This is a genomic window from Kocuria subflava (assembly GCF_012163155.1).
In the GTDB taxonomy this organism is placed as follows: domain Bacteria; phylum Actinomycetota; class Actinomycetes; order Actinomycetales; family Micrococcaceae; genus Kocuria; species Kocuria subflava.
This window is the reverse complement of record NZ_JAAVUN010000008.1, coordinates 88,375-106,716: the sequence shown is the minus strand read 5'-3', so window position 1 is coordinate 106,716 and position 18,342 is coordinate 88,375. Positions and strand designations below refer to the sequence as shown.

Sequence of the window (18,342 nt, the reverse complement as noted above, 5' to 3'; positions counted from 1 at the left end):
GCGCCCCGCCGGGGGGGGGGGGGGCGCGCCCCCGGCAACAGCAGCCAAGGGAACAGCGGCGAGGCCGCCCCCCCCCCCCCCCCGCGCCCGGGCGCAGGGGCCGGACACTGCTGTCTCGACAACGACGACGGTCGGGCCCTCCGCAGGACGCCAAGCAATGCAGTCCAGGGAGGGCCCGACCGTCGTCGAACTCAGTGAGTGATGTGACCCGACTCCGGTGGCCGAGCGATACGTCCGATCAGGCCTCGAAAGGCTTGACCGTGAGGATCTCCACGGAGATTTCCTTGCCGTTGGGGGCCTGGTAGCTCACGGTGTCCCCGGACTTGTGACCCTTGACGGCGGAACCGATGGGGGAGTGGTCGGAGAAAACTTCCATGTCGGAGTCGCCCACCAGGTCCTCGGCAACCTCACGGGAACCCAGCAGGAAGGTCATCTCGTTGCCGGCCACCTTGGCGGTGACCACCATGCCAGATTCGGCAACGCCGTCGTCGGCGGCCTTTTCGCCAACCACTGCGTTGTCCAGCAGAGCAGTCAGGTGGGCAATGCGGCCCTCGTTCTTCCCCTGCTCCTCACGGGCGGCGTGGTAACCACCGTTCTCCTTGAGGTCACCTTCCTCACGGGCGGCCTCAATGCGGTCCACGATTTCCTGGCGGTAGGGCCCGGAGATGTGGTCGAGTTCCTTCTTGAGGCGGTCGTAGGCCTCATGGGTCAGCCACGCGCCCTGGGTTTCGGGGGTCTCAGGCACAGTTGCCTTCTCTCTGGTCTTCAGGTGTTTCCGTTGGTCATCAGGCACGGCCGCAGGGGCGTGACGCCCGGGCGGTCTTGCTCCGGGAGGGTGCACACCGGCAGCCACGGCCGTGTTCTCAGACACAATAGTCTAACGGATATGGCGTGATCACCAGCACTGCTACGGTTCACGCCGTCTCAAGCAGCCCTGCCGTGAACCGTGGATCCAGGCCTCAGTCGATCACCCAACACTGGGTGACTTGAGCGGAATTCGCCTGGTTGGTGGTCCGGATTTCCACCCGGTGCGCACTGGTTCGTCCCACCACCAGGTCCGGGTCCACGTGGCCGATGGTGGTTTCCGTGTAGCCCACCACGGCGTAGTTCTGGTTCAGTGCTTCCACACCACAGCGGACGACGTCGTCGGGGTTCTTGGTGACCTCAAAATCGGCTGTGATCTGGGATGCGGAGGCCAGCTCGAAGCCGACGTCCTTGGTGGCGGGGCGATTGGAACCGGCCACCAAAATCCAGATCACAAAAGCACTGGCCACCAGCGTGCCTGCCACCAGAACCCACAACAGTGATCGTTTGGTGGGCTTGCGGCGCGCCGGGCGCGCGTACCGCTGTTGCAACCGACGTTCGGCATCCCGGCCGACGTCCATGGACGACGACCCCCCCGCCGCGTTCCGTGACGGGGTGCCCGCGGGCACGGTGGGTTCCGTGTTGGTGGTGGGGTCGGTGGGCATGGATCCAGTCTAGGTGCCGTGAGGGGCCGGGTGTGCGGCGCGTAGAATGGTCGGCAGTGCCTGCTGGTGCCAACTGCGCACCGGCCCACCCGTCACCACCCGTCCGCGTTCGGCGGACCATGAAGGAGATGTTCCTTGCCGACGTATGCTGACCTGCGCCTGTTGGCTGTCCACGCGCACCCTGACGATGAATCATCCAAGGGTGCCGGGACCATGGCCCACTACCGTCGTTTGGGGGTTGAGGTCATGGTGGCCACCAACACCGGCGGGGAACGCGGGGACATCCTGAACCAGGCCATGGAAGGTGTTCCGCACGCAGAGCGTGATCTGGCCGGCTACCGGCGCTCCGAAATGGCTGAGGCTGCTGACATCCTGGACATCCAGCACCGGTGGATGGGCTTCACGGACTCCGGTCTTCCGGAAGGGGATCCTCTGCCGCCACTGCCGTGGGGCTGCTTTGCCCTGCAGCCGGTGGAGATCGCCGCGGCCCCACTGGTCAAGTTGGTGCGTGATTTCAAGCCGCACGTGATCCTGACGTATGACGAAAACGGCGGGTACCCGCACCCGGACCACATCCAGACCCACAACGTGGCCATGCACGCCTGGAAGACCGCGGGAGATCCAGAGGCCTATCCGGATCTGGGTGAGGCCTGGGAACCGCTGAAGATCTACTACGACAAAGCCTTCAGTCCGGAACGATTTGTGGCCCTGCACGATGCCATGCTGGAACGCGGCCTGGAATCTCCGTTTGCGGAGCGGATCGCGCGCATGTTGGAGGCACAGGATGCCGAGGGCAACACGGCTGCCTTGGGCAAACACCCCACCACCACCAAGGTCTTCTGCCCGGAGTCCTTCACCGTCCGCGAGGACGCCCTGCGCTGCCACGCAACCCAGGTGGCCCCTGACTCCATGTTCTTTGCCGTTTCCCCCGAGTTCCAGGCGGCTGCCTGGCCGTGGGAGGACTACGTTCTGGCTGATTCCCGGGTTGAGGCCGTGGCCCCGGAGACCTGCCTGTTCGAGGGCATCGTGGACCAGATTGCCCCCGTGCCCGATTACGCTCCACAACCGGACTGGCAGATCTGAGCCACTCGCTTGGAGCAGCCGATGTCCATCCCCAAAGTTCCGAAAGCCGAGTGACTCACCATGTTGTCCGTGTTCCTGGAGACCACCCCGCCCGCTGACCCCAACCAGCTCATGCCGGGTTTGGAGCCTGAACAGGTCAGCCCAGGTGTGATCGGGTTTTTCGCCACGTTTTTTGTGGTGGTGGCACTGACTGCCTTGATCCTGGACTTCATGCGTCGGCAGCGCCGCTTGCGGTACCGCCTGGCCTACGCCGCTGAGCAGGAGGCCCAGGAGAGGCAGGGTTCACCTGCCGGTGAGGGCGCGCAGCAGACCGCCACGACGACGACGCCTGCGCCCGCCACCACCTCAGACGGTTCCGGGCAGAAGCCCAACTCCGGCGGGTCGGAACCCGGTTCCGGGGTGTAGCCCTGATTTGGGCATGGAAAAGGGCAGGTCCGTTGAGTGGATCTGCCCTTTTCCATGCCCGAACCCTTGAGCGCCTGGTCACCCCAGCATGGCGAACATGATCGCAATGTAGTGGCAGATGAATCCCACCACGGTCCAGGTGTGGAAGACCTCATGGAAGCCAAAAGTGCGCGGGGCCAGGATGGGCCACTTGAGCGCGTAGGTGACCGCACCTGCAATGTAAGCAAGTCCACCGACCGCCAACATGATGGTGGCCACGGGCTGCACCGGCCAGAACTGCGGCAGATAAGCCACGGCAATACAGCCCATGACCACGTACAACGGCGTGTAGAGCCAACGCGGTGCATTCATCCACACCAGCCGGAAGGCCACCAGGCCGATGGCCGAACCCCAGATGATGGACAGCAGGATGGTGGGGTCAGGCATCAACGCAATGGCGGCCGGCGTGTAGGTGCCGGCAATCAACAGGGCAATGTTGGTGTGGTCCAAGCGGCGTAGAACAGCGGTGACCCGCGGGGACCAGTAGCTGCGGTGGTAGATCCCGGAGACGCCGAACAGAAGCAACCCGGTGACACCAAAAACGGCGCAGGCCACCCGCAATTCCACGGTGGGGGCCAGGATCATGGCCACCAGAACCATCACAAAGGCAATGGGGGTGAAACCGGCGTGGATCCAACCGCGCCAACTGGGTTTGCGGGGCACCGGTGGGTGGGCAAGTGTTGAACCGAGCTTGTGCAAGAACGGTGAGCGGGCCACGGTTTCCAGCACGTCAGGGATCACGGGAGCAACCCGTCGTGGGCGCTTGGTGGTGCGCTGAGATGCGCGAGCATGTTCGGTCACGGGAACCTCCTTGAGGAAAGTAAGTGGGACCCGGGGGATCATCAAGAATTCTAGGTCCCCAACTTGGGTGCCGCCTGGGATTGCGGGACGTGATGTTCTGGGGCAGGCGCTAGATTTGTACTGGCTGATCCGCACACAGATGTCAGGAGGGTGGCGTGGCCAAAGCTCGACCCATCTACCGGCTCTATGAGCAGCGTCTTGCCGCTGACCTGGATCAAGACCGGTTGCCCCACCATGTGGGTGTGCTGGTGGACGGCAATCGGCGGTGGGCCAAACAGTCCGGTGGGTCCACGGAGGACGGTCACCGTGCGGGTGCGGAGAAGATCATCGAGTTCCTGGGATGGTGCCGGGACCTGGAGATCCCCGTGGTCACCCTGTACGTGCTCTCCACGGAGAATCTGAAGCGCCCCGCTGCTGAGCTGGGACCGCTCCTGGAGATCATCACGGGCCTGACCCAGCGGCTGCAGGAAGAGGGTATTTGCCGTGCGCAGCCGGTGGGGGCCTTGGACCTACTGCCCCAGCCGTTGCGGGATCGCCTGGAAACCCTGCGGGTGGTCACCAAGGACAACGAGGGCCCCCATCTGAACATTGCCGTGGGCTACGGCGGACGCCAAGAGATCGTGGATGCCGTCAAGGAGATCTTCACGGAGGCCCTGGACCGCGGGGAGGATGTCCGCGATTTGGTGTCCTCCTTGTCTGCCGAGCACATTTCGGAACACCTTTACACCCGCGGCCAACCGGATCCTGACCTCTTGATCCGCACCTCCGGTGAGCAGCGGCTCTCCGGGTTCCTGATGTGGCAGTCCGCCTATTCGGAGTACTACTTCTGTGAGGCCCTGTGGCCGGATTTCCGCTACGTGGACTTCCTGCGTGCCTTGCGGGACTACGCATCCCGCAAACGTCGATTCGGCGGCTGAGCACACCCCCGTCTGCGCGTGTGCCCTGAGTCACATCCCTGTAATTCACGGGGCGTTCACGTGTCAGGCACTGGGGGCAGTCGTGTGCCATGTCACCGTGGGATCAGGCGGCCGGTGACCGACGCCGGTTGTCCTCACCCAACAAAGGGCGCCGCGATGACCAGCAATCACGTAGACCACAAGCTCGATGCCGCAGCTCAGCACGGTGACACCTGGCAGGCCTCCACCCACCAGGTGTCCTCCGTACAAACGCCTGCGGTGACCGCACCGCGGGCCGGCGTGAAGTCCTACGTGGTGGACACCTCCGTGCTCCTCTCCGATCCTCGCGCCGTCTTGCGTTTTGCCGAACACGACGTCGTTCTGCCCGTGGTGGTGATCACCGAGTTGGAGGGCAAACGCCATGACCCCGAGCTGGGCTATTTTGCCCGCAAGGCATTGCGTCTGCTGGACCAACTGCGCGTGGAACACGGCAACCTGAACCGCCCTTTGCCGCTGGGGGATGAGGGGGGTCGTCTGATGGTGGAGCTCAACCACGTGGCCGAGACCGTGCTGCCGTTGAGCTTCCGGCTCAAGGACAATGATTCCCGCATCCTGGCCGTGGCCAAGAACCTGGCGGATGAAGGCCATGACGTCTGCGTGGTCTCCAAGGACCTCCCCATGCGCGTCAAGGCATCTGCATTGGGCCTGGATGCTGATGAATACCGCGCGGAGTGGGTGACCGGGGGCCACACCGAATACACGGGAGTGGAGGAATTGGAGGTCCACGACGACGTCGTCGCTGCCCTGTACGCCCAAGAGTCCGTGGCCATCGATCAATCTGCCGGGCTACCGGCCAACTGTGGACTGGTGCTGCACTCACCGCGCGGCAATGCCCTGGCCCGGGTCCGGGCCGATGGAAACACACGTGTGGTGCGGGGTGACCGTGAAGTGTTCGGCGTGGTGGGGCGCTCGGCGGAACAGCGCCTGGCCATTGACGTCTTGACGGACCCGGCGGTGGGGATCGTCTCCCTGGGAGGGCGGGCCGGCACCGGCAAATCGGCGTTGGCCCTGTGTGCGGGGCTGGAAGCCGTGCTGGAACGTCAGGAACACCGCAAGATCATCGTGTTCCGTCCGCTCTACGCGGTGGGCGGTCAGGAGCTGGGCTACCTGCCCGGCACCGAGGACGAAAAAATGAACCCCTGGGGCCAAGCCGTCTACGACACCTTGGGTTCCGTGGTCTCCGAAAACGTCATGACTGAGGTGAGCTCACGCGGTTTGATCGAGGTGCTGCCGCTGACCCACATCCGCGGACGGTCCCTGCATGACGCCTGGGTGATTGTGGACGAGGCCCAATCCCTGGAGAAGAACGTGCTGCTGACCGTGCTCTCCAGAATCGGGCGGAACTCCAAAGTGATCCTGACTCACGACGTCGCACAGCGCGACAACCTGCGCGTGGGGCGCCACGACGGTGTCACGGCCGTGGTGGAAGCGCTCAAGGGTCAGGCCTTGTTCGGGCACGTCACGTTGACGCGCTCCGAGCGCTCGCCGATCGCCGCGCTGGTCACGGAAGTGCTGGAACGTGCTGAGGTGTGAGATCTGTGCGGTACGGCCGCAGGCACAGCCAGATTCCTGAAAGCACGGCGGCCCAGACCGGGAAGGTGGCCACCCGTTCCAGTGACGGTGGGCCATTGAACACCACAGCAGGCACCTCACCTGGCTCGGTGAGGTGGGCGGCAAATATGGATGGCGCGGAGGTGAACGTCCACAACAGCAACCCAGCCAGGATCACCACCACCGCCCATTCCCATGCCGGTGCCGACCGCGGGTTGTGTGGAATCAGGGCCAGCAGAAGGGGCCCCACCCACACCCAGTGGTGCTCCCAGGAAATCGGGGAGATCAGCAGCATGACCAAAGCGCCGATCACGGTGGCGCTGAAGGCGTCACCCGCACGGGACACCCGTCGGATTCCCAGTGCTCCGCCCACCAGCACTGTCAGAACCAGGACCACCCACAGGGGACTGGCCCAACCGTCCGGGAGGTTGAGCATGTGCAGGGAACCATTGAGGGAGAGGTTGGAAATTCGTGCGTCCTCGCCCACTCGGCTGGTCTGCCACAACTGGGAGGTGAAGTAGTCCCAGACCTCGCGCGGGAGGAACACCGCAGAGATCACCACGGTGGTTGCCAACCCCAGGACCATGCCCGCAATGGTGCACCACCGGCCCTGCACCAGGGGGACCAGTCCCATGGCTGCGGGCGTGACCTTGAACCCGGCGGCAAATCCGGTCAGCACACCGGTGCCCCACGTGTGCTCCCGCTGCCTGCCCAGGTCCCACAGGATCAGCAGCGCCAAGGCTATGTTGACCTGCCCGAACACCAGGGTGAAGCTCACCGGGTACAGGTTCCACAACACGCCGTAGACACCAAGGAACGCCAAGACGCTCACCACAGGAGTGGATCCGAACCAGGCGCGTGAGAACGGTGCCAGGTGCAAGATCACCAGTACGTATAGCCCCAGCAATGCCACGCCGAACACGGCTGTGATGCTCCAGGCCTGCTCCAAGGTCATGCCGCCCAAGGGGTAGAACATGAGGGCTGACAGCGGTGGATAGGTGAATGGAAGCTCCAGACTGCCCACGGAAACCAGTGAGGGAGCGTAGAGCTCCTGGGTGTTGGGGTTCACTCCGTGCAGCACCTGGGCTGCTCGCCAGTACACACGCATGTCCAGGCCCGGTGAGTCCCTGACCGTCAACAGATAGGTCGATGCCAGGGCGGTGACCACCACGTAGCTGACCAGCAAGGCACAGATGGTGGACCAGGAGATTCGGGGAGAGAGGGAAACCAATCGATGCGACCGGGACATGGGGGCCTTCGGATCATCACACAGGAGGGGAAATTGGGTATCGGGACGCCCGCAGTTGCATGACCAATCATTGGGGGACCCGTGGGTCAGCTTAATGGGCTACGGCCCAGGACCTCATACGTCAGGGGCTTGCGTGACCTGCCACGGGACATGGTGGGAAACATCCGTGAGGTTGAAGGAGACCGGTGTGAACAAGTCATCCAGCATGTAGTCGTCCACGGCCTCGATCCGCAGCCGGTGCCCGGCACCACTCAGCGGCCCTTCCAAAACGGTGGAGGCCACACAGATCCCCGTCTGGTCATCCACCACCACCTCTGAGGGCGCAGGGACCAACGGATGGCCTGGCTCCACGGGCTGGTAGGTGATCCGAGGTGTCACGGTGGCGGTACGGACGGTGCGCCCGGCGTCGTCATGCAGGACCCGGACGTCACTGATGGCCGCGGGCAGTTGTTGGGCTGCCAGGTACGGGGCCACAGGCTTGGGTCCCACCATCTCCACCGGGTCCAGCACTGCCTGCCAGCGGCCACCTCCGAACACGGGGTCACCATAGGCGGCCTCCGGGCGGCGTTCCACCAGACCGGAGCGGCGGTAGACAGGGGCCACCAACGACGGCGGCAGGAGCCATGAGTCCGGACGGGAAGCCACGTAGAAATCCTGCAGAGAGGTGCCGATGTCCGTGGACGTGTAGAGAGGATGCCCGTCCAGGGTTTCCACGCGCAGATCCTTGGGGCGTCGGACCCAGGCTCGGATGGGCGATGGCACGCGGTCCTGTTTGGCTCCCATGGAGGAGTCCCGTATGGGGGCTCCGGTGGCATCCCGGTCGGAGGCCGGGAGCAACCACTGCAGTGTGAAGCGGATGGTGTTCCAGCGCCAGGGCGAGGATCTGCACAGTGCGGCGAACTCCTGGGGGTCGTTTCCCGGGGCTGCAGTGGGGCGACCGTACGGTCCGATGCTCATGGGACCAGTCTAAAGACCTCCACATCCAGCGTGGGTGGTTAACACTTGGGTGACCTTTCCACTGAAGGCTGACGTGGAGTGGGCTGCGGGGTCGCCCCGGACTACCGTGGTGCCCATGGGTGATTACTTGATGCTCCATGCATCGGACGGGGGAGTGGGCAGCTTGATGGCCACGTTCTTTGTCCTGCTCACCCTCACGTCCCTGGCTCTGATCTCCGCCTGGTTGCTCTACGTGGATCTGCGCGAACACCGGCTCCCGGGGGCCGTGGTCAGACCCACATGGGTGGGGGCGGGGATCCTGTTGACCGCTGCCGCTCTGCTCTCCGGCGAGCCCACCCGCATTGTGGGCATGGTGCTGGGATCAATGGGAATGTGGCTGTTGTACCTCCTGCTGCATCGAGCCTCCCGTGGAGCCCTGGGGCTGGGTGACGTCCGCTTGGCCGGCCTGCTGGGCACGGTCTTGGGCTTCGCATCCATGTGGAACGTTTTGTGGGGTGTGGTTCTTGGTTTTGTGGTGGGTGGGGTGATCGCCGTGTTCCTGCTGATCAGCAAGCGGGCCAAGGCCACGGACCGGGTACCGTTCGGACCTGCCATGCTGGTGGGCGCTGCCCTTGCGCTGGTTCTGGTGTGACAACATCCTTGATGCCAGGTCCTTGATCCTCCGTCAGACAGGAGCACCCATGCCCACCCCTGACTTCATCCTTGAGCTGCGCGAAAAGATCGGCCACGCCCTGCTGTGGTTGCCAGGTGCCACCGCAGTGGTGCTCAAAGGAGACCACGTGCTGTTGGGCCGCCGTTCGGACAACGGCCGGTGGACTCCCATCACGGGCATTGTTGACCCCGGGGAAGATCCTGCGGTGACGGCTGTGCGTGAATGCCAGGAGGAAACCGGGGTGACCTGTGTGGTGGAGGGCCTGGCGATGGTGAAAGCAGGCCGGGAGATGGAATTCCCCAACGGCGACCGGTGCACTTTCCTTGACCATGCCTTCCGGTGCCGCTGGGTCAGCGGCGACCCGGTGGTCAACGACGACGAATCCACGGACGTCCGCTGGTTCCCTCTGAACGATTTGCCGGAGATCCGGGAGGACCTCTTGGAACGAATCGCCGTGGCCGTGGAGTTCGATGGCCGCACTAGGTTTGTCACGGACCCGGACGGAACCGTCTCGTCATGAACGCGGGCGGGTAGCTGCCGGCCAGCCCTGCTGCCTGACACCCGCCGAACAGCGAGTTCTTCCGCTCATTGCTCCCTCCATCTGCTCAGAAGCGATTTGTGCCGCCCATCAGAGCTGATGGGCGGCACAAATCGCTTCTGGGCCGGTCAGTACCGGTGGAACTTGCTGCTCAGCGAAGAGCGTTGGCGTTTCGCAGGTTTGAGCGCGCCATGGACACGGCCTCTCCCGCACCTCGGTTGAGCACGATCTTGCTCATGGCCGTGGCAAAGCCGAACACCTGATCCCCGGTGATCTTGGGCGGCATGGACAGAGCATTGGGATCTGTGATGACCTCCACCAGTGACGGTCCGTTGTGCGCCAAGGCGGACTTGAGCGCGCCTTCCACATCCTTGGCCTTGACCACCCTCTGGGCGTGGAACCCCAGAGCCTCTGCCACTTTGGCGTAATTTGCGTCCGGGACGTCCACGCCGAAGTCCGGCAGGCCGTCCACAAGCATTTCCAGCTTGACCATGCCCAAGGTGGAGTTGTTGAAGACCACCACGTTGACCGGCAGTTGGTACATGGCCGCTGTGACGAGCTCGCCCATCAGCATGGAAAGGCCACCGTCCCCGGACATGGAGATCACCTGCCGGCCGGGGTGGGAAACCTGCGCGCCAATGGCATGAGGAAGCGCATTGGCCATGGAACCGTGCAAATAGGAACCGATCACCCTGCGCGTACCGAGAGGACGGATGTAGCGTGCGGACCATACATTGCACATGCCCGTGTCAGCTGTGAAGACGGCGTCTTCTGCAGCCACCTGGTCCAGTACGTCCGCAACGTATTCGGGGTGAATGGGTTGCAGCCGCTTCACGTTGCGGGTGTAGGCACCCACCGCGTGATTCATGAGCTTGTCGTGGCGCTTGAGGGTCTTCGTGAGGAAACTCTGATCCTTCTTGGGTTTGATCAGAGGCAACAATGCCTGGACTGTGGGCAACACGTCCCCCTGCAGGGGATATTGCACATCGGTTCGGCGTCCCAGCACCGCAGGGTTGCGGTCCACCTGGATGGTGGTGGTTTCAGGCAGGAACTGGTCGTAGGGGAAATCCGTGCCCAACATGATCATGACGTCGGCATCCTGGAGGCCTTCGGCAGCAGCTCCGTATCCGAGAAGCCCTGTCATGCCGACGTCGAACGGGTTGTCGTACTGGATGGCGTCCTTGCCGCGCAGGGAGTGGCCCACGGGTGCTGCCAGTGCTTCAGCCAGTGCCATGACCTCGGCGTGCGCGCCGCGCACGCCGTCGCCGGCAAAGATGGCCACCTTCTTGGCATCGTTGAGCACCTGGGCAATTTCCTGGATGCATTCGGGGTTCGGCACCGTGGTTGCAGCCATCACCGGTGTCCAGTGGGGGGTCTTGGCGGTGGCGTCCTGGTCGGCCACGTCCCCGGGTAGTGTCACAACGGCCACGCCGTTGAGGCTTGTGGCGTGCTGAATGGCAGAGCGGACCACGCGCGGGGCCTGATCTGTGGTGGAGATCAGCTCGCTGTATACGGAGCACTCATTGAAGAGTCGATCAGGGTGGGTTTCCTGGAAGAAGGACTGTCCGATTTGAACGGACGGAATGTGTGAGGCGATGGCCAACACGGGTGCACCGGAACGCTGGGCGTCGTAAAGCCCGTTGATCAGGTGCAGGTTTCCCGGGCCGCAAGATCCCGCACATACAGCCAACTCACCGGTCAACTGCGCCTCAGCGGCAGCAGCAAAGGCAGCAGCCTCCTCATGGCGCACGTGAATCCAGTCGATTCCACCTTTCTTGCTGCCACCGGTCTGGCGGACGGCATCCACAATGGGGTTGAGGCTGTCGCCCACGATCCCGTAAATACGCTTGACACCTGCTTGCTGCAGCTGGGCCACGAGTTGTTCGGCGAGTTTCATGGATGCCTCCTGTGATCACTGACCCGGGAACATCCCAGGCCAGAACGAGCTCACTGGTCATGGTAGGTCCGGATCATCAGCTGAAACGCTTGATGAGGTGTTCCTCTGGTCACTGCCCTCCATCTGCTCAGAAGCGATTTGTGCCGCCCATCAGAGCTGATGGGCGGCACGAATCGCTTCTGGGCCGGTCAGTACCGGTGGAACTCGCTGCTCAGCGACGATTTCAGGAGTTGGGTCCTGTCATGGTGGTGACATCCAGAGCGGCGTCCAACTGCTCCTCGGTCAGGTTCTCGCCGTCCACGTAACCCAGCTCCACGGTGGCCTCACGCACGGTGACCTTGTTGGCCACGGCGTGCTTGGCGATCTTGGCTGCGGCCTCGTACCCGATGGCCTTGTTCAGCGGGGTGACGATCGACGGCGAGGCCTCGGCCAAGAAGCGGCAACGCTCCTGGTTGGCGGTCAAACCGTCAATCATCTTCTCCGCCATCACGGTGGAAGTGTTGGCCAGCAGGCGGATGGACTCCAGCAGGTTGGCAGCCATGACCGGGATGCCCACGTTCAGTTCAAACGCACCGTTGGTGGAGGACAGTGCCACCGTGGTGTCGTTGCCGATCACCTGGGCAGCCACCTGGATGGCGGCCTCACAGATCACGGGGTTGACCTTGCCGGGCATGATGGAGGAGCCCGGCTGCAGGTCCGGGATGGCGATTTCGCCAAGACCGGTGTTGGGCCCGGAACCCATCCAACGCAGATCGTTGTTGATCTTCATGTAGGAGTAAGCAATGGTTCGCAGCTGACCGGATGCCTCCACCAAACCGTCACGGTTGGCCTGGGCCTCAAAGTGGTTGCGGGCTTCCGTGATGGGCAGCCCGGTTTCGGCAGCCAGCAGCTCGATCACCCGTGCGGAGAAGCCGGCGGGGGTGTTGATGCCCGTGCCCACGGCGGTGCCGCCCAGGGGAACCTCCGCCACGCGGGGCAGGGATGCGTTGACGCGCTCGATGCTGTAGCGCACCTGCGCGGCGTAGCCACCGAACTCCTGACCCAGGGTCACGGGTGTGGCGTCCATCAGGTGGGTGCGCCCGGACTTGACGACGTCCTTGAACTCCTCGGCCTTCTTCTCCAGCGACGCTGCCAGAGTCTCCATGGCCGGAATCAGTTCGTGGGACAACGCCGCGGTGACAGCCACGTGCACGGAGGTGGGGAAGACGTCGTTGGAGGACTGAGAGGCGTTGACGTGGTCATTCGGGTGGACCTCGGTGCCGGTGGACTCCAAGGACCGGGTGGCCAGCGTTGCCAGGACCTCGTTGGTGTTCATGTTGGAGGAGGTGCCGGAGCCGGTCTGGAACACGTCAATGGGGAAGTGCTCGTCGTAATCACCGGAAGCAACCAGGTCAGCGGCGTCCTGGATGGCCTGCGAGCGCTCGGCATCGAGCACGTTCAGTTCCTGGTTGGCCTGAGCTGCGGCCTTCTTGACCTGGGCCAGGGCCTTGATGTGCTGGCGCTCCAGGGTCTTGCCGGAAATCGGGAAGTTCTCTACGGCGCGCTGGGTCTGGGCCCGGTACAAGGCGTTGACCGGAACCTTCACCTCACCCATGGTGTCGTGTTCGATACGGAATTCAGCGTTGTTGTCAGCCATGACACCAGTCTATGGCCCGGACCACATTCGTGACGACGCGCAGGCCGCCGTCGTCGTCATCCAGCCCACCGAGACCTCCGAAAAAGCCCTCTCTAGAGCCGTTGCCGGGACTTGTCGGAGGTTTCGGCGGGAAGGGGGTGGGGAGAGGGGCGGGAGGCTCAGTCCAGTTCCAGCCAAGCCCCGTGGCCGTAGACCAGCTCGGCCTTGCCGTGACCAAGGTGGTAGAAGAGGCCCACGATCGCCACGTCCCCGCGGGAGACCGCCGCTGCAATGGAACGCGACTGGTCCAAGATTCGCTCGGCCACGATCCGGACGTTCTCAATGACCATCTCGTTGACGGAATCCCGCCCGGTGCGGTGACCGTCCAACACCGCTGGGGTGATGCGTTCGATCAAGGATCGCTGGAAACCGGCAGGCAGGTTCCCGCTGTCCACGGCTTCCTTGGTGGCGGTGACCGCGCCGCAGGAGTCGTGTCCCAGGATCACGATCAGCGGGACCTTGAGCACCTCCACTGAATATTCCAGTGTGCCCAGGACGGCGTCAGCCACCACCTGGCCGGCCGTACGCACCACAAAGGCATCGCCCAGCCCCAGGTCAAAGATGATTTCTGCGGCCAGCCGGGAATCAGAGCAACCAAAAATGGTGGTGAACGGGTGCTGGGACTGGGTCAGCGATTCACGCCGACTGACATTCTGGTTGGGGTGCTCGGAGTGGCCCTCCACAAACCGCGCGTTGCCGGCCCGCAACTTCTCCCAGGCCTGCTGCGGGGTCAGTGGGCGCTCGGCCCCGTAACCCAGGGGTTCTTCCGGAGTGGGGATGCGCGTGCCGTCAGATGCGTACTCAGTGGAGTTGCTGTCCTGGGTGGCCGCACTGTTCTGGATGGAGTCGCTGTCCTGCACGGTGGGATCTTGCTGGCTCACGGACGGCTCCTGACACTAGGCGATACGGATTACAGAATGTCATGCGGATGGGCTGGCCGCAGGTGTGGCCGGTGTTTGTTGAGCCTCGACCACGGACTGCGCCACGTGATCGAACTCCGCATCCGACCCCGTGCCCGTGAGCACCACGGTGCTGTCCTCCACCTTACCCACCCAGGAGCGCGTGACCTGGCCGCGGTCGTTTTCCTTCTGGTGCATCTCCCACTCGATGCCGTGGGCTTCGCGGGACCCGGTAGCCGGGGCCTGATCCACCACGTCAGCCACCCACGTGGGGTTGGCCTGATCGGTCTGGATCAGTTCGACGAACCGTGACGACGGCGTCACCCACCCCGCCTCCCAGCGATCCACCCCGTCAGCGGTGTTGCCCTGCCACCGGGCAAAGTTGGGGCTGTAACCGTCTCCCAGATCTGGGGCCAGGGGCGTGAACGCTGCGACGTCGGAAGCATAGGCAGCTTCCTGCGCCACATTGACGTCCGGGCGGTAGGTCTGACCGTCCGGACGTGGTTGCAGCAAGAAGAACGGGAGGGCCAACAGCACCAGTACCGCCATGGAAATCAGCATGGCACGGGCCGGGGCATGGACACGTTGTGCCTGCTTGGCCGTGATCTGAGGCGTGAACTGCTGATCGGCTGGTTCAACCGGCTGAGCTTGCGGGTCGAGGCGCTCAGTGCTCTGGGGATTCTGCTGACTCACGGGCTCCATTGTGCCCCCAAAGTTCAGCTCACCCGTCCCACGCAGTGGTGGGCCGCCGCAACACCTACAAGGCCGGCGGTCTCGCGGTTACTCTGGTGGATGAGGTCGACGACGAGGTCGCCCCACACGCACCGAAGGTGAGGAAAGCTGTGCCCCAGCAGACAAAGTCCACCAACGCTCCCGATCGCAACCTGGCCATGGAACTGGTCCGCGTGACCGAGGCTGCCGCCATTGCCGCAGGTCACTGGGTGGGTGCCGGAGACAAGAACAGCGCCGACGGTGCGGCCGTGGATGCCATGCGCGCCTTTTTGTCCACCGTGGATTTCAACGGGACCGTGGTGATCGGTGAGGGTGAAAAGGACGAGGCCCCCATGCTCTTCAACGGTGAGCAGGTGGGGGAGGGCTCCGGTGCGGCATCTGACATTGCTGTGGACCCGATTGACGGTACTCGCCTGACTGCGTTGGGCATGAACAACGCCCTGTCCGTGATTGCTGTGGCTGATGGCGGTTCCATGTTTGACCCGTCGGCGGTGTTCTACATGGAGAAGCTGGTGGTGGGGCCGGAGGCAGCTGATTTTGTGGACCTGCGCCTGCCGGTCAAGCAGAACCTGCACCTGGTGGCCCGCGCCAAAGGTGTGCCCGTCAACCAGCTGACCGTCTGTGTTTTGGACCGTCCGCGGCACTCTGACCTGGTGGATGAGATCCGGAAGACGGGGGCCCGCACGCGCATGATTCTGGACGGCGACGTCGCCGGAGCCATTGCGGCCTGCCGTGAAGGCACCGGTGTTGACGTGATGATGGGCACCGGCGGGACCCCTGAGGGCATTGTGACCGCCTGCGCCGTCAAGGCCACGGGTGGTGTGATCCAGGGCCGGTTGGCACCCATGAACGACGACGAACGAGAAAAGGCCACTGCTGCAGGTTTGAACGTGGAGCAGGTGTTGACCACTGAGGATTTGGTCACCTCGGACAACTGCTTTTTTGCGGCCACGGGAATCACCGACGGCGATCTTCTGCGCGGTGTCCGCTATCAAGGCCAGAAAATCACCACCCAGTCCTTGGTGATGCGTTCCCACTCCGGAACGGTCCGCGTGGTGGAGGGTGAGCACGTTGCCGCCAAGTGGGAGAAGTACGCCCGCAACTGACGGCGGCGGGGCCGGGGTCTGAGCAACCGACGTGCACGCATACACTGTTGCCCCAAGAGTTCTGTGTACTCCGGCTGCCCCAGGCCGTGAGGCCCATTCACCATTCAAAGGAATACGCGCGCTGTGGCTTTGACTGTCAGTTCCAGCCTGAACCAGAAAACGTGGGATGCCACGGTTCGGGTCACCGGAGGCCATCCCCATCAGCTGTGGGGTATTGGGGCCGTTCAACAATCGGCTGAAGGCACACAACTCACGGTGGACCGAGTTCTGATTCGAGATGCCGATGAACGCATGGTGGGTTACGCCCAATTGTTGGTCCGCCAGGAGAACGGCAGCATCCATGCCGAGGCCCAGCAGGCGCACGTGAACAAGCCCACCATGGTTCCCGCGTTCATGCAGAAATTGGCCGATTACGCCCATGACCGGTATGAGACCGAATCCATCACGTTGAGCGTGGACACCCCCGCCGCTGAGCCCCTCACCCAGGCCTTGACGCAGCGTGGCTGGGCGCGCCAAGGCTCAGTCGAGACGGATGCTGCAGGCCCCAAACGATTGCGTGTTCCCCTGGGCGCGGCTGACACGGCGCTGTCCTCGCGCCTTTCGCCGTCGACCTTGGACCGGTGCCGGGCGGGGTTGAAGGTCTCCGATGTGGCGGTCCGTGAAATCACCGCGACCTCAGGTGGTGTGCGGGCTGTGGGGTTGAAAACCGGGCAGATCAACCATCTGCTCAAGGACCTGGGGCAGGACTCCCTGCTTCTGGTGGCGGCTCAGGAACGCCCGGACGAGCAGCCCGAGGCTCTGGGTTACCTGTGGTTTGTGCACACCGTGAACATGGCCATGCTCTACCGCGTGGGCTTCACCCGCAAGGCCCGGGATCTGGGGATCGACGACGCCCTGTTGCTGACCGGTGCCGTGGAGCTGCAGAAGCGCGGGGTGCAGCGCATGGATGGTGGGGAGTCCTCGGACAAGGACGTGCCCACCGTGGTGCGTGAACTGGCGGACCGCGAACGAACCGTGCTGGGCACATGGCGCAAGGAATCGGTGCCGGTACAGCAGGTTGAGGCTGCCCCCGCACCCGCTGAACCCAAGAAGCGCGGCTTGTTCGGACGCAAGAAGAAGGTGCAGGAACCAGCACCTGAGCCGCAGAAACAGCCGGAACCGCCACAGCGCGTGGACGAGGTGCGCCAGCAGGTCAGCGAGGACCTTGGTATTGAAACCACGGGCATCACTCCCGCCCAGTCACACCTGGCGTTGGGGGGAGGACAGGCGAGTTCATCCCTCTCCGGCTCCAACGGTCAACCGGAGCAGAACAACACATCGCTGGCTGCGGCGGACCAGTCGCCGCAGGTCAGGGCCGGTGCTGCCACCGGCACGGGGGTTGCGGACAACCCCCGCACCGTGGCCGATACCGACCCTGCCACCGACAGCACGCCTGGTACAACGGCTGAGGCCAGAACTGTTGGTCAGGCCAGCGCCGCCCATCAGGCAAGAACAGCCGATCAAGCCAGCACTGCCAATCGGCCCGGTACCACCAATTCGACCGCAAGCGAACATGAGACCCCGAACGGCCACGCGACCCTTGTCGGCCACCAGACCCTTGACGGCCGCCAGGGCACATGGGAGCAGGAGGCCGACGCCGAATCCACGGCGGCCAAGCCCAGCACCAAGATCTCCAAGCGGGAAGCACGCAAGCAGCGCAGGGCACGCAAGCGTGCTGGTCAAGCCGCAGCCAGCTCGACCGTGCAGGACAACGCCGCGGCGCAAGACTCTGCGCAGCGGGACCATGAGGATGAGACCCCCACGGGTGAGATCGATCCCGTGACGCCGGAAGGCTCGGATGGCCCGGACGGCTCCAGCGGCCCGGACGATTCACTAACCCCGGAGGCCGCTGCGCGCCGCCAGGCAACTGAACCGTCAGGTCAGGACGCCACAGACCCCACAGCCCACGACGCCATCAAGTCCACAGGCCAGGACGCTGCTGAGCCTGAAGCTGCTGAGCCTGAATCCGAGTCGGTGACGCAGCCCGACCCCCGACCTGAGCCGGAGACCGAGCGGGCCGATTCACCTGCGGTCCAAGAACGCCCCCATCAGGACAGGCAGCTGGATCCGGCGTCGACCTCCGGCCCGTCGTCAGATCCGGAACCTACCAACGACGTGGAGCAACAGCCGGGAGCAGACCGGTCCAACCAGCACGTGGAAGGTGACACCTCCCGGCGCTCGCGGGGTCCGTTGGCCTTTGGCAAGCGGGTTTACGCAGAGAGCCTCCAGGCTTTCCGGGACGCTGCCGGCCGTTGAGGCCCACCACGTGGTGAGAACGGGGCCCCGGTACCGCA

The 18,342-nt window shown here is 64.0% G+C and carries 17 protein-coding genes; 8 read left to right on the top strand and 9 right to left on the bottom strand.

The features are described 5' to 3' along the window. Positions 1-238: 238 nt before the first annotated feature. Both greA and GTW58_RS05855 read right to left on the bottom strand, forming a co-directional pair. On the bottom strand, positions 239-745 hold the full coding sequence (gene greA, locus GTW58_RS05860) for a transcription elongation factor GreA (protein ID WP_047692322.1): 507 nt from the start codon (positions 743-745) through the stop codon (positions 239-241). Positions 746-959: 214 nt separating this feature from the next. Then, positions 960-1,469, bottom strand: coding sequence for a DUF4307 domain-containing protein (locus tag GTW58_RS05855; protein WP_052209833.1), 510 nt, complete (start codon positions 1,467-1,469; stop codon positions 960-962). A 135-nt stretch (positions 1,470-1,604) separates the two neighbouring features. Between GTW58_RS05855 and mca the strand changes: the two genes are divergently transcribed. Both mca and GTW58_RS05845 read left to right on the top strand, forming a co-directional pair. Next, entirely contained in the window at positions 1,605-2,552 is a 948-nt protein-coding gene (mca, locus tag GTW58_RS05850; protein ID WP_047692314.1) for a mycothiol conjugate amidase Mca, read from the top strand. Between the two features lie 60 nt (positions 2,553-2,612). Beyond that, the gene (locus GTW58_RS05845; RefSeq protein ID WP_047692315.1) at positions 2,613-2,957 is read left to right on the top strand and encodes a hypothetical protein; all 345 of its coding nucleotides are present in this window, start codon (positions 2,613-2,615) and stop codon (positions 2,955-2,957) included. 78 nt (positions 2,958-3,035) lie between these two features. On the opposite strand, the gene trhA is transcribed toward GTW58_RS05845, so the two are convergent. Then, complete coding sequence (gene trhA / locus GTW58_RS05840) at positions 3,036-3,797, bottom strand: PAQR family membrane homeostasis protein TrhA (RefSeq protein WP_231559518.1); 762 nt, start codon at positions 3,795-3,797, stop codon at positions 3,036-3,038. Between the two features lie 155 nt (positions 3,798-3,952). Between trhA and GTW58_RS05835 the strand changes: the two genes are divergently transcribed. Next, positions 3,953-4,714 (top strand): isoprenyl transferase, encoded by a 762-nt coding sequence (locus GTW58_RS05835; protein WP_047692316.1) that lies wholly within the window; start codon positions 3,953-3,955, stop codon positions 4,712-4,714. A 156-nt stretch (positions 4,715-4,870) separates the two neighbouring features. Next, complete coding sequence (phoH2, locus tag GTW58_RS05830) at positions 4,871-6,286, top strand: RNA 5'-3' helicase PhoH2 (RefSeq protein WP_119932084.1); 1,416 nt, start codon at positions 4,871-4,873, stop codon at positions 6,284-6,286. Here phoH2 and GTW58_RS05825 read toward each other — a convergent pair. Continuing rightward, positions 6,255-7,553 carry a glycosyltransferase 87 family protein gene (locus tag GTW58_RS05825; protein ID WP_119932083.1) on the bottom strand — a complete coding sequence of 433 codons (1,299 nt, stop codon included), beginning with the start codon at positions 7,551-7,553 and terminating at the stop codon, positions 6,255-6,257. The genes phoH2 and GTW58_RS05825 overlap by 32 nt on opposite strands. 114 nt (positions 7,554-7,667) lie before the next feature. Continuing rightward, positions 7,668-8,510, bottom strand: coding sequence for a hypothetical protein (locus GTW58_RS05820; protein WP_189587240.1), 843 nt, complete (start codon positions 8,508-8,510; stop codon positions 7,668-7,670). Positions 8,511-8,625: 115 nt separating this feature from the next. Here GTW58_RS05820 and GTW58_RS05815 point away from each other — a divergent pair, with 115 nt between their 5' ends. Both GTW58_RS05815 and GTW58_RS05810 read left to right on the top strand, forming a co-directional pair. Continuing rightward, positions 8,626-9,141, top strand: a complete 516-nt coding sequence (locus GTW58_RS05815) for a prepilin peptidase (protein ID WP_157980406.1) — start codon at positions 8,626-8,628, stop codon at positions 9,139-9,141. Between the two features lie 49 nt (positions 9,142-9,190). Beyond that, a complete protein-coding gene (locus GTW58_RS05810) occupies positions 9,191-9,682 on the top strand; it encodes an NUDIX hydrolase (protein WP_119932081.1) in 492 nt (163 codons plus the stop codon). Between the two features lie 169 nt (positions 9,683-9,851). Here GTW58_RS05810 and GTW58_RS05805 read toward each other — a convergent pair whose 3' ends face one another. The 4 genes from GTW58_RS05805 to GTW58_RS05790 form a co-directional block, all read right to left on the bottom strand. Continuing rightward, complete coding sequence (locus GTW58_RS05805; protein ID WP_119932080.1) at positions 9,852-11,597, bottom strand: pyruvate dehydrogenase; 1,746 nt, start codon at positions 11,595-11,597, stop codon at positions 9,852-9,854. A 223-nt stretch (positions 11,598-11,820) separates the two neighbouring features. Continuing rightward, positions 11,821-13,233, bottom strand: a complete 1,413-nt coding sequence (locus GTW58_RS05800) for a class II fumarate hydratase (RefSeq protein ID WP_047692291.1) — start codon at positions 13,231-13,233, stop codon at positions 11,821-11,823. Between the two features lie 158 nt (positions 13,234-13,391). Further along, complete coding sequence (locus GTW58_RS05795) at positions 13,392-14,030, bottom strand: carbonic anhydrase (RefSeq protein WP_280842280.1); 639 nt, start codon at positions 14,028-14,030, stop codon at positions 13,392-13,394. A gap of 162 nt (positions 14,031-14,192) precedes the next feature. Next, the gene (locus GTW58_RS05790; RefSeq protein WP_157980405.1) at positions 14,193-14,864 is read right to left on the bottom strand and encodes a DUF4245 domain-containing protein; all 672 of its coding nucleotides are present in this window, start codon (positions 14,862-14,864) and stop codon (positions 14,193-14,195) included. Between the two features lie 197 nt (positions 14,865-15,061). Here GTW58_RS05790 and glpX point away from each other — a divergent pair, with 197 nt between their 5' ends. Together glpX and GTW58_RS05780 are read left to right on the top strand one after the other, a co-directional pair. Continuing rightward, positions 15,062-16,009 carry a class II fructose-bisphosphatase gene (glpX, locus tag GTW58_RS05785; RefSeq protein WP_081994372.1) on the top strand — a complete coding sequence of 316 codons (948 nt, stop codon included), beginning with the start codon at positions 15,062-15,064 and terminating at the stop codon, positions 16,007-16,009. Between the two features lie 123 nt (positions 16,010-16,132). Next, positions 16,133-18,304, top strand: a complete 2,172-nt coding sequence (locus GTW58_RS05780; protein ID WP_119932078.1) for a hypothetical protein — start codon at positions 16,133-16,135, stop codon at positions 18,302-18,304. Positions 18,305-18,342 lie beyond the last annotated feature (38 nt).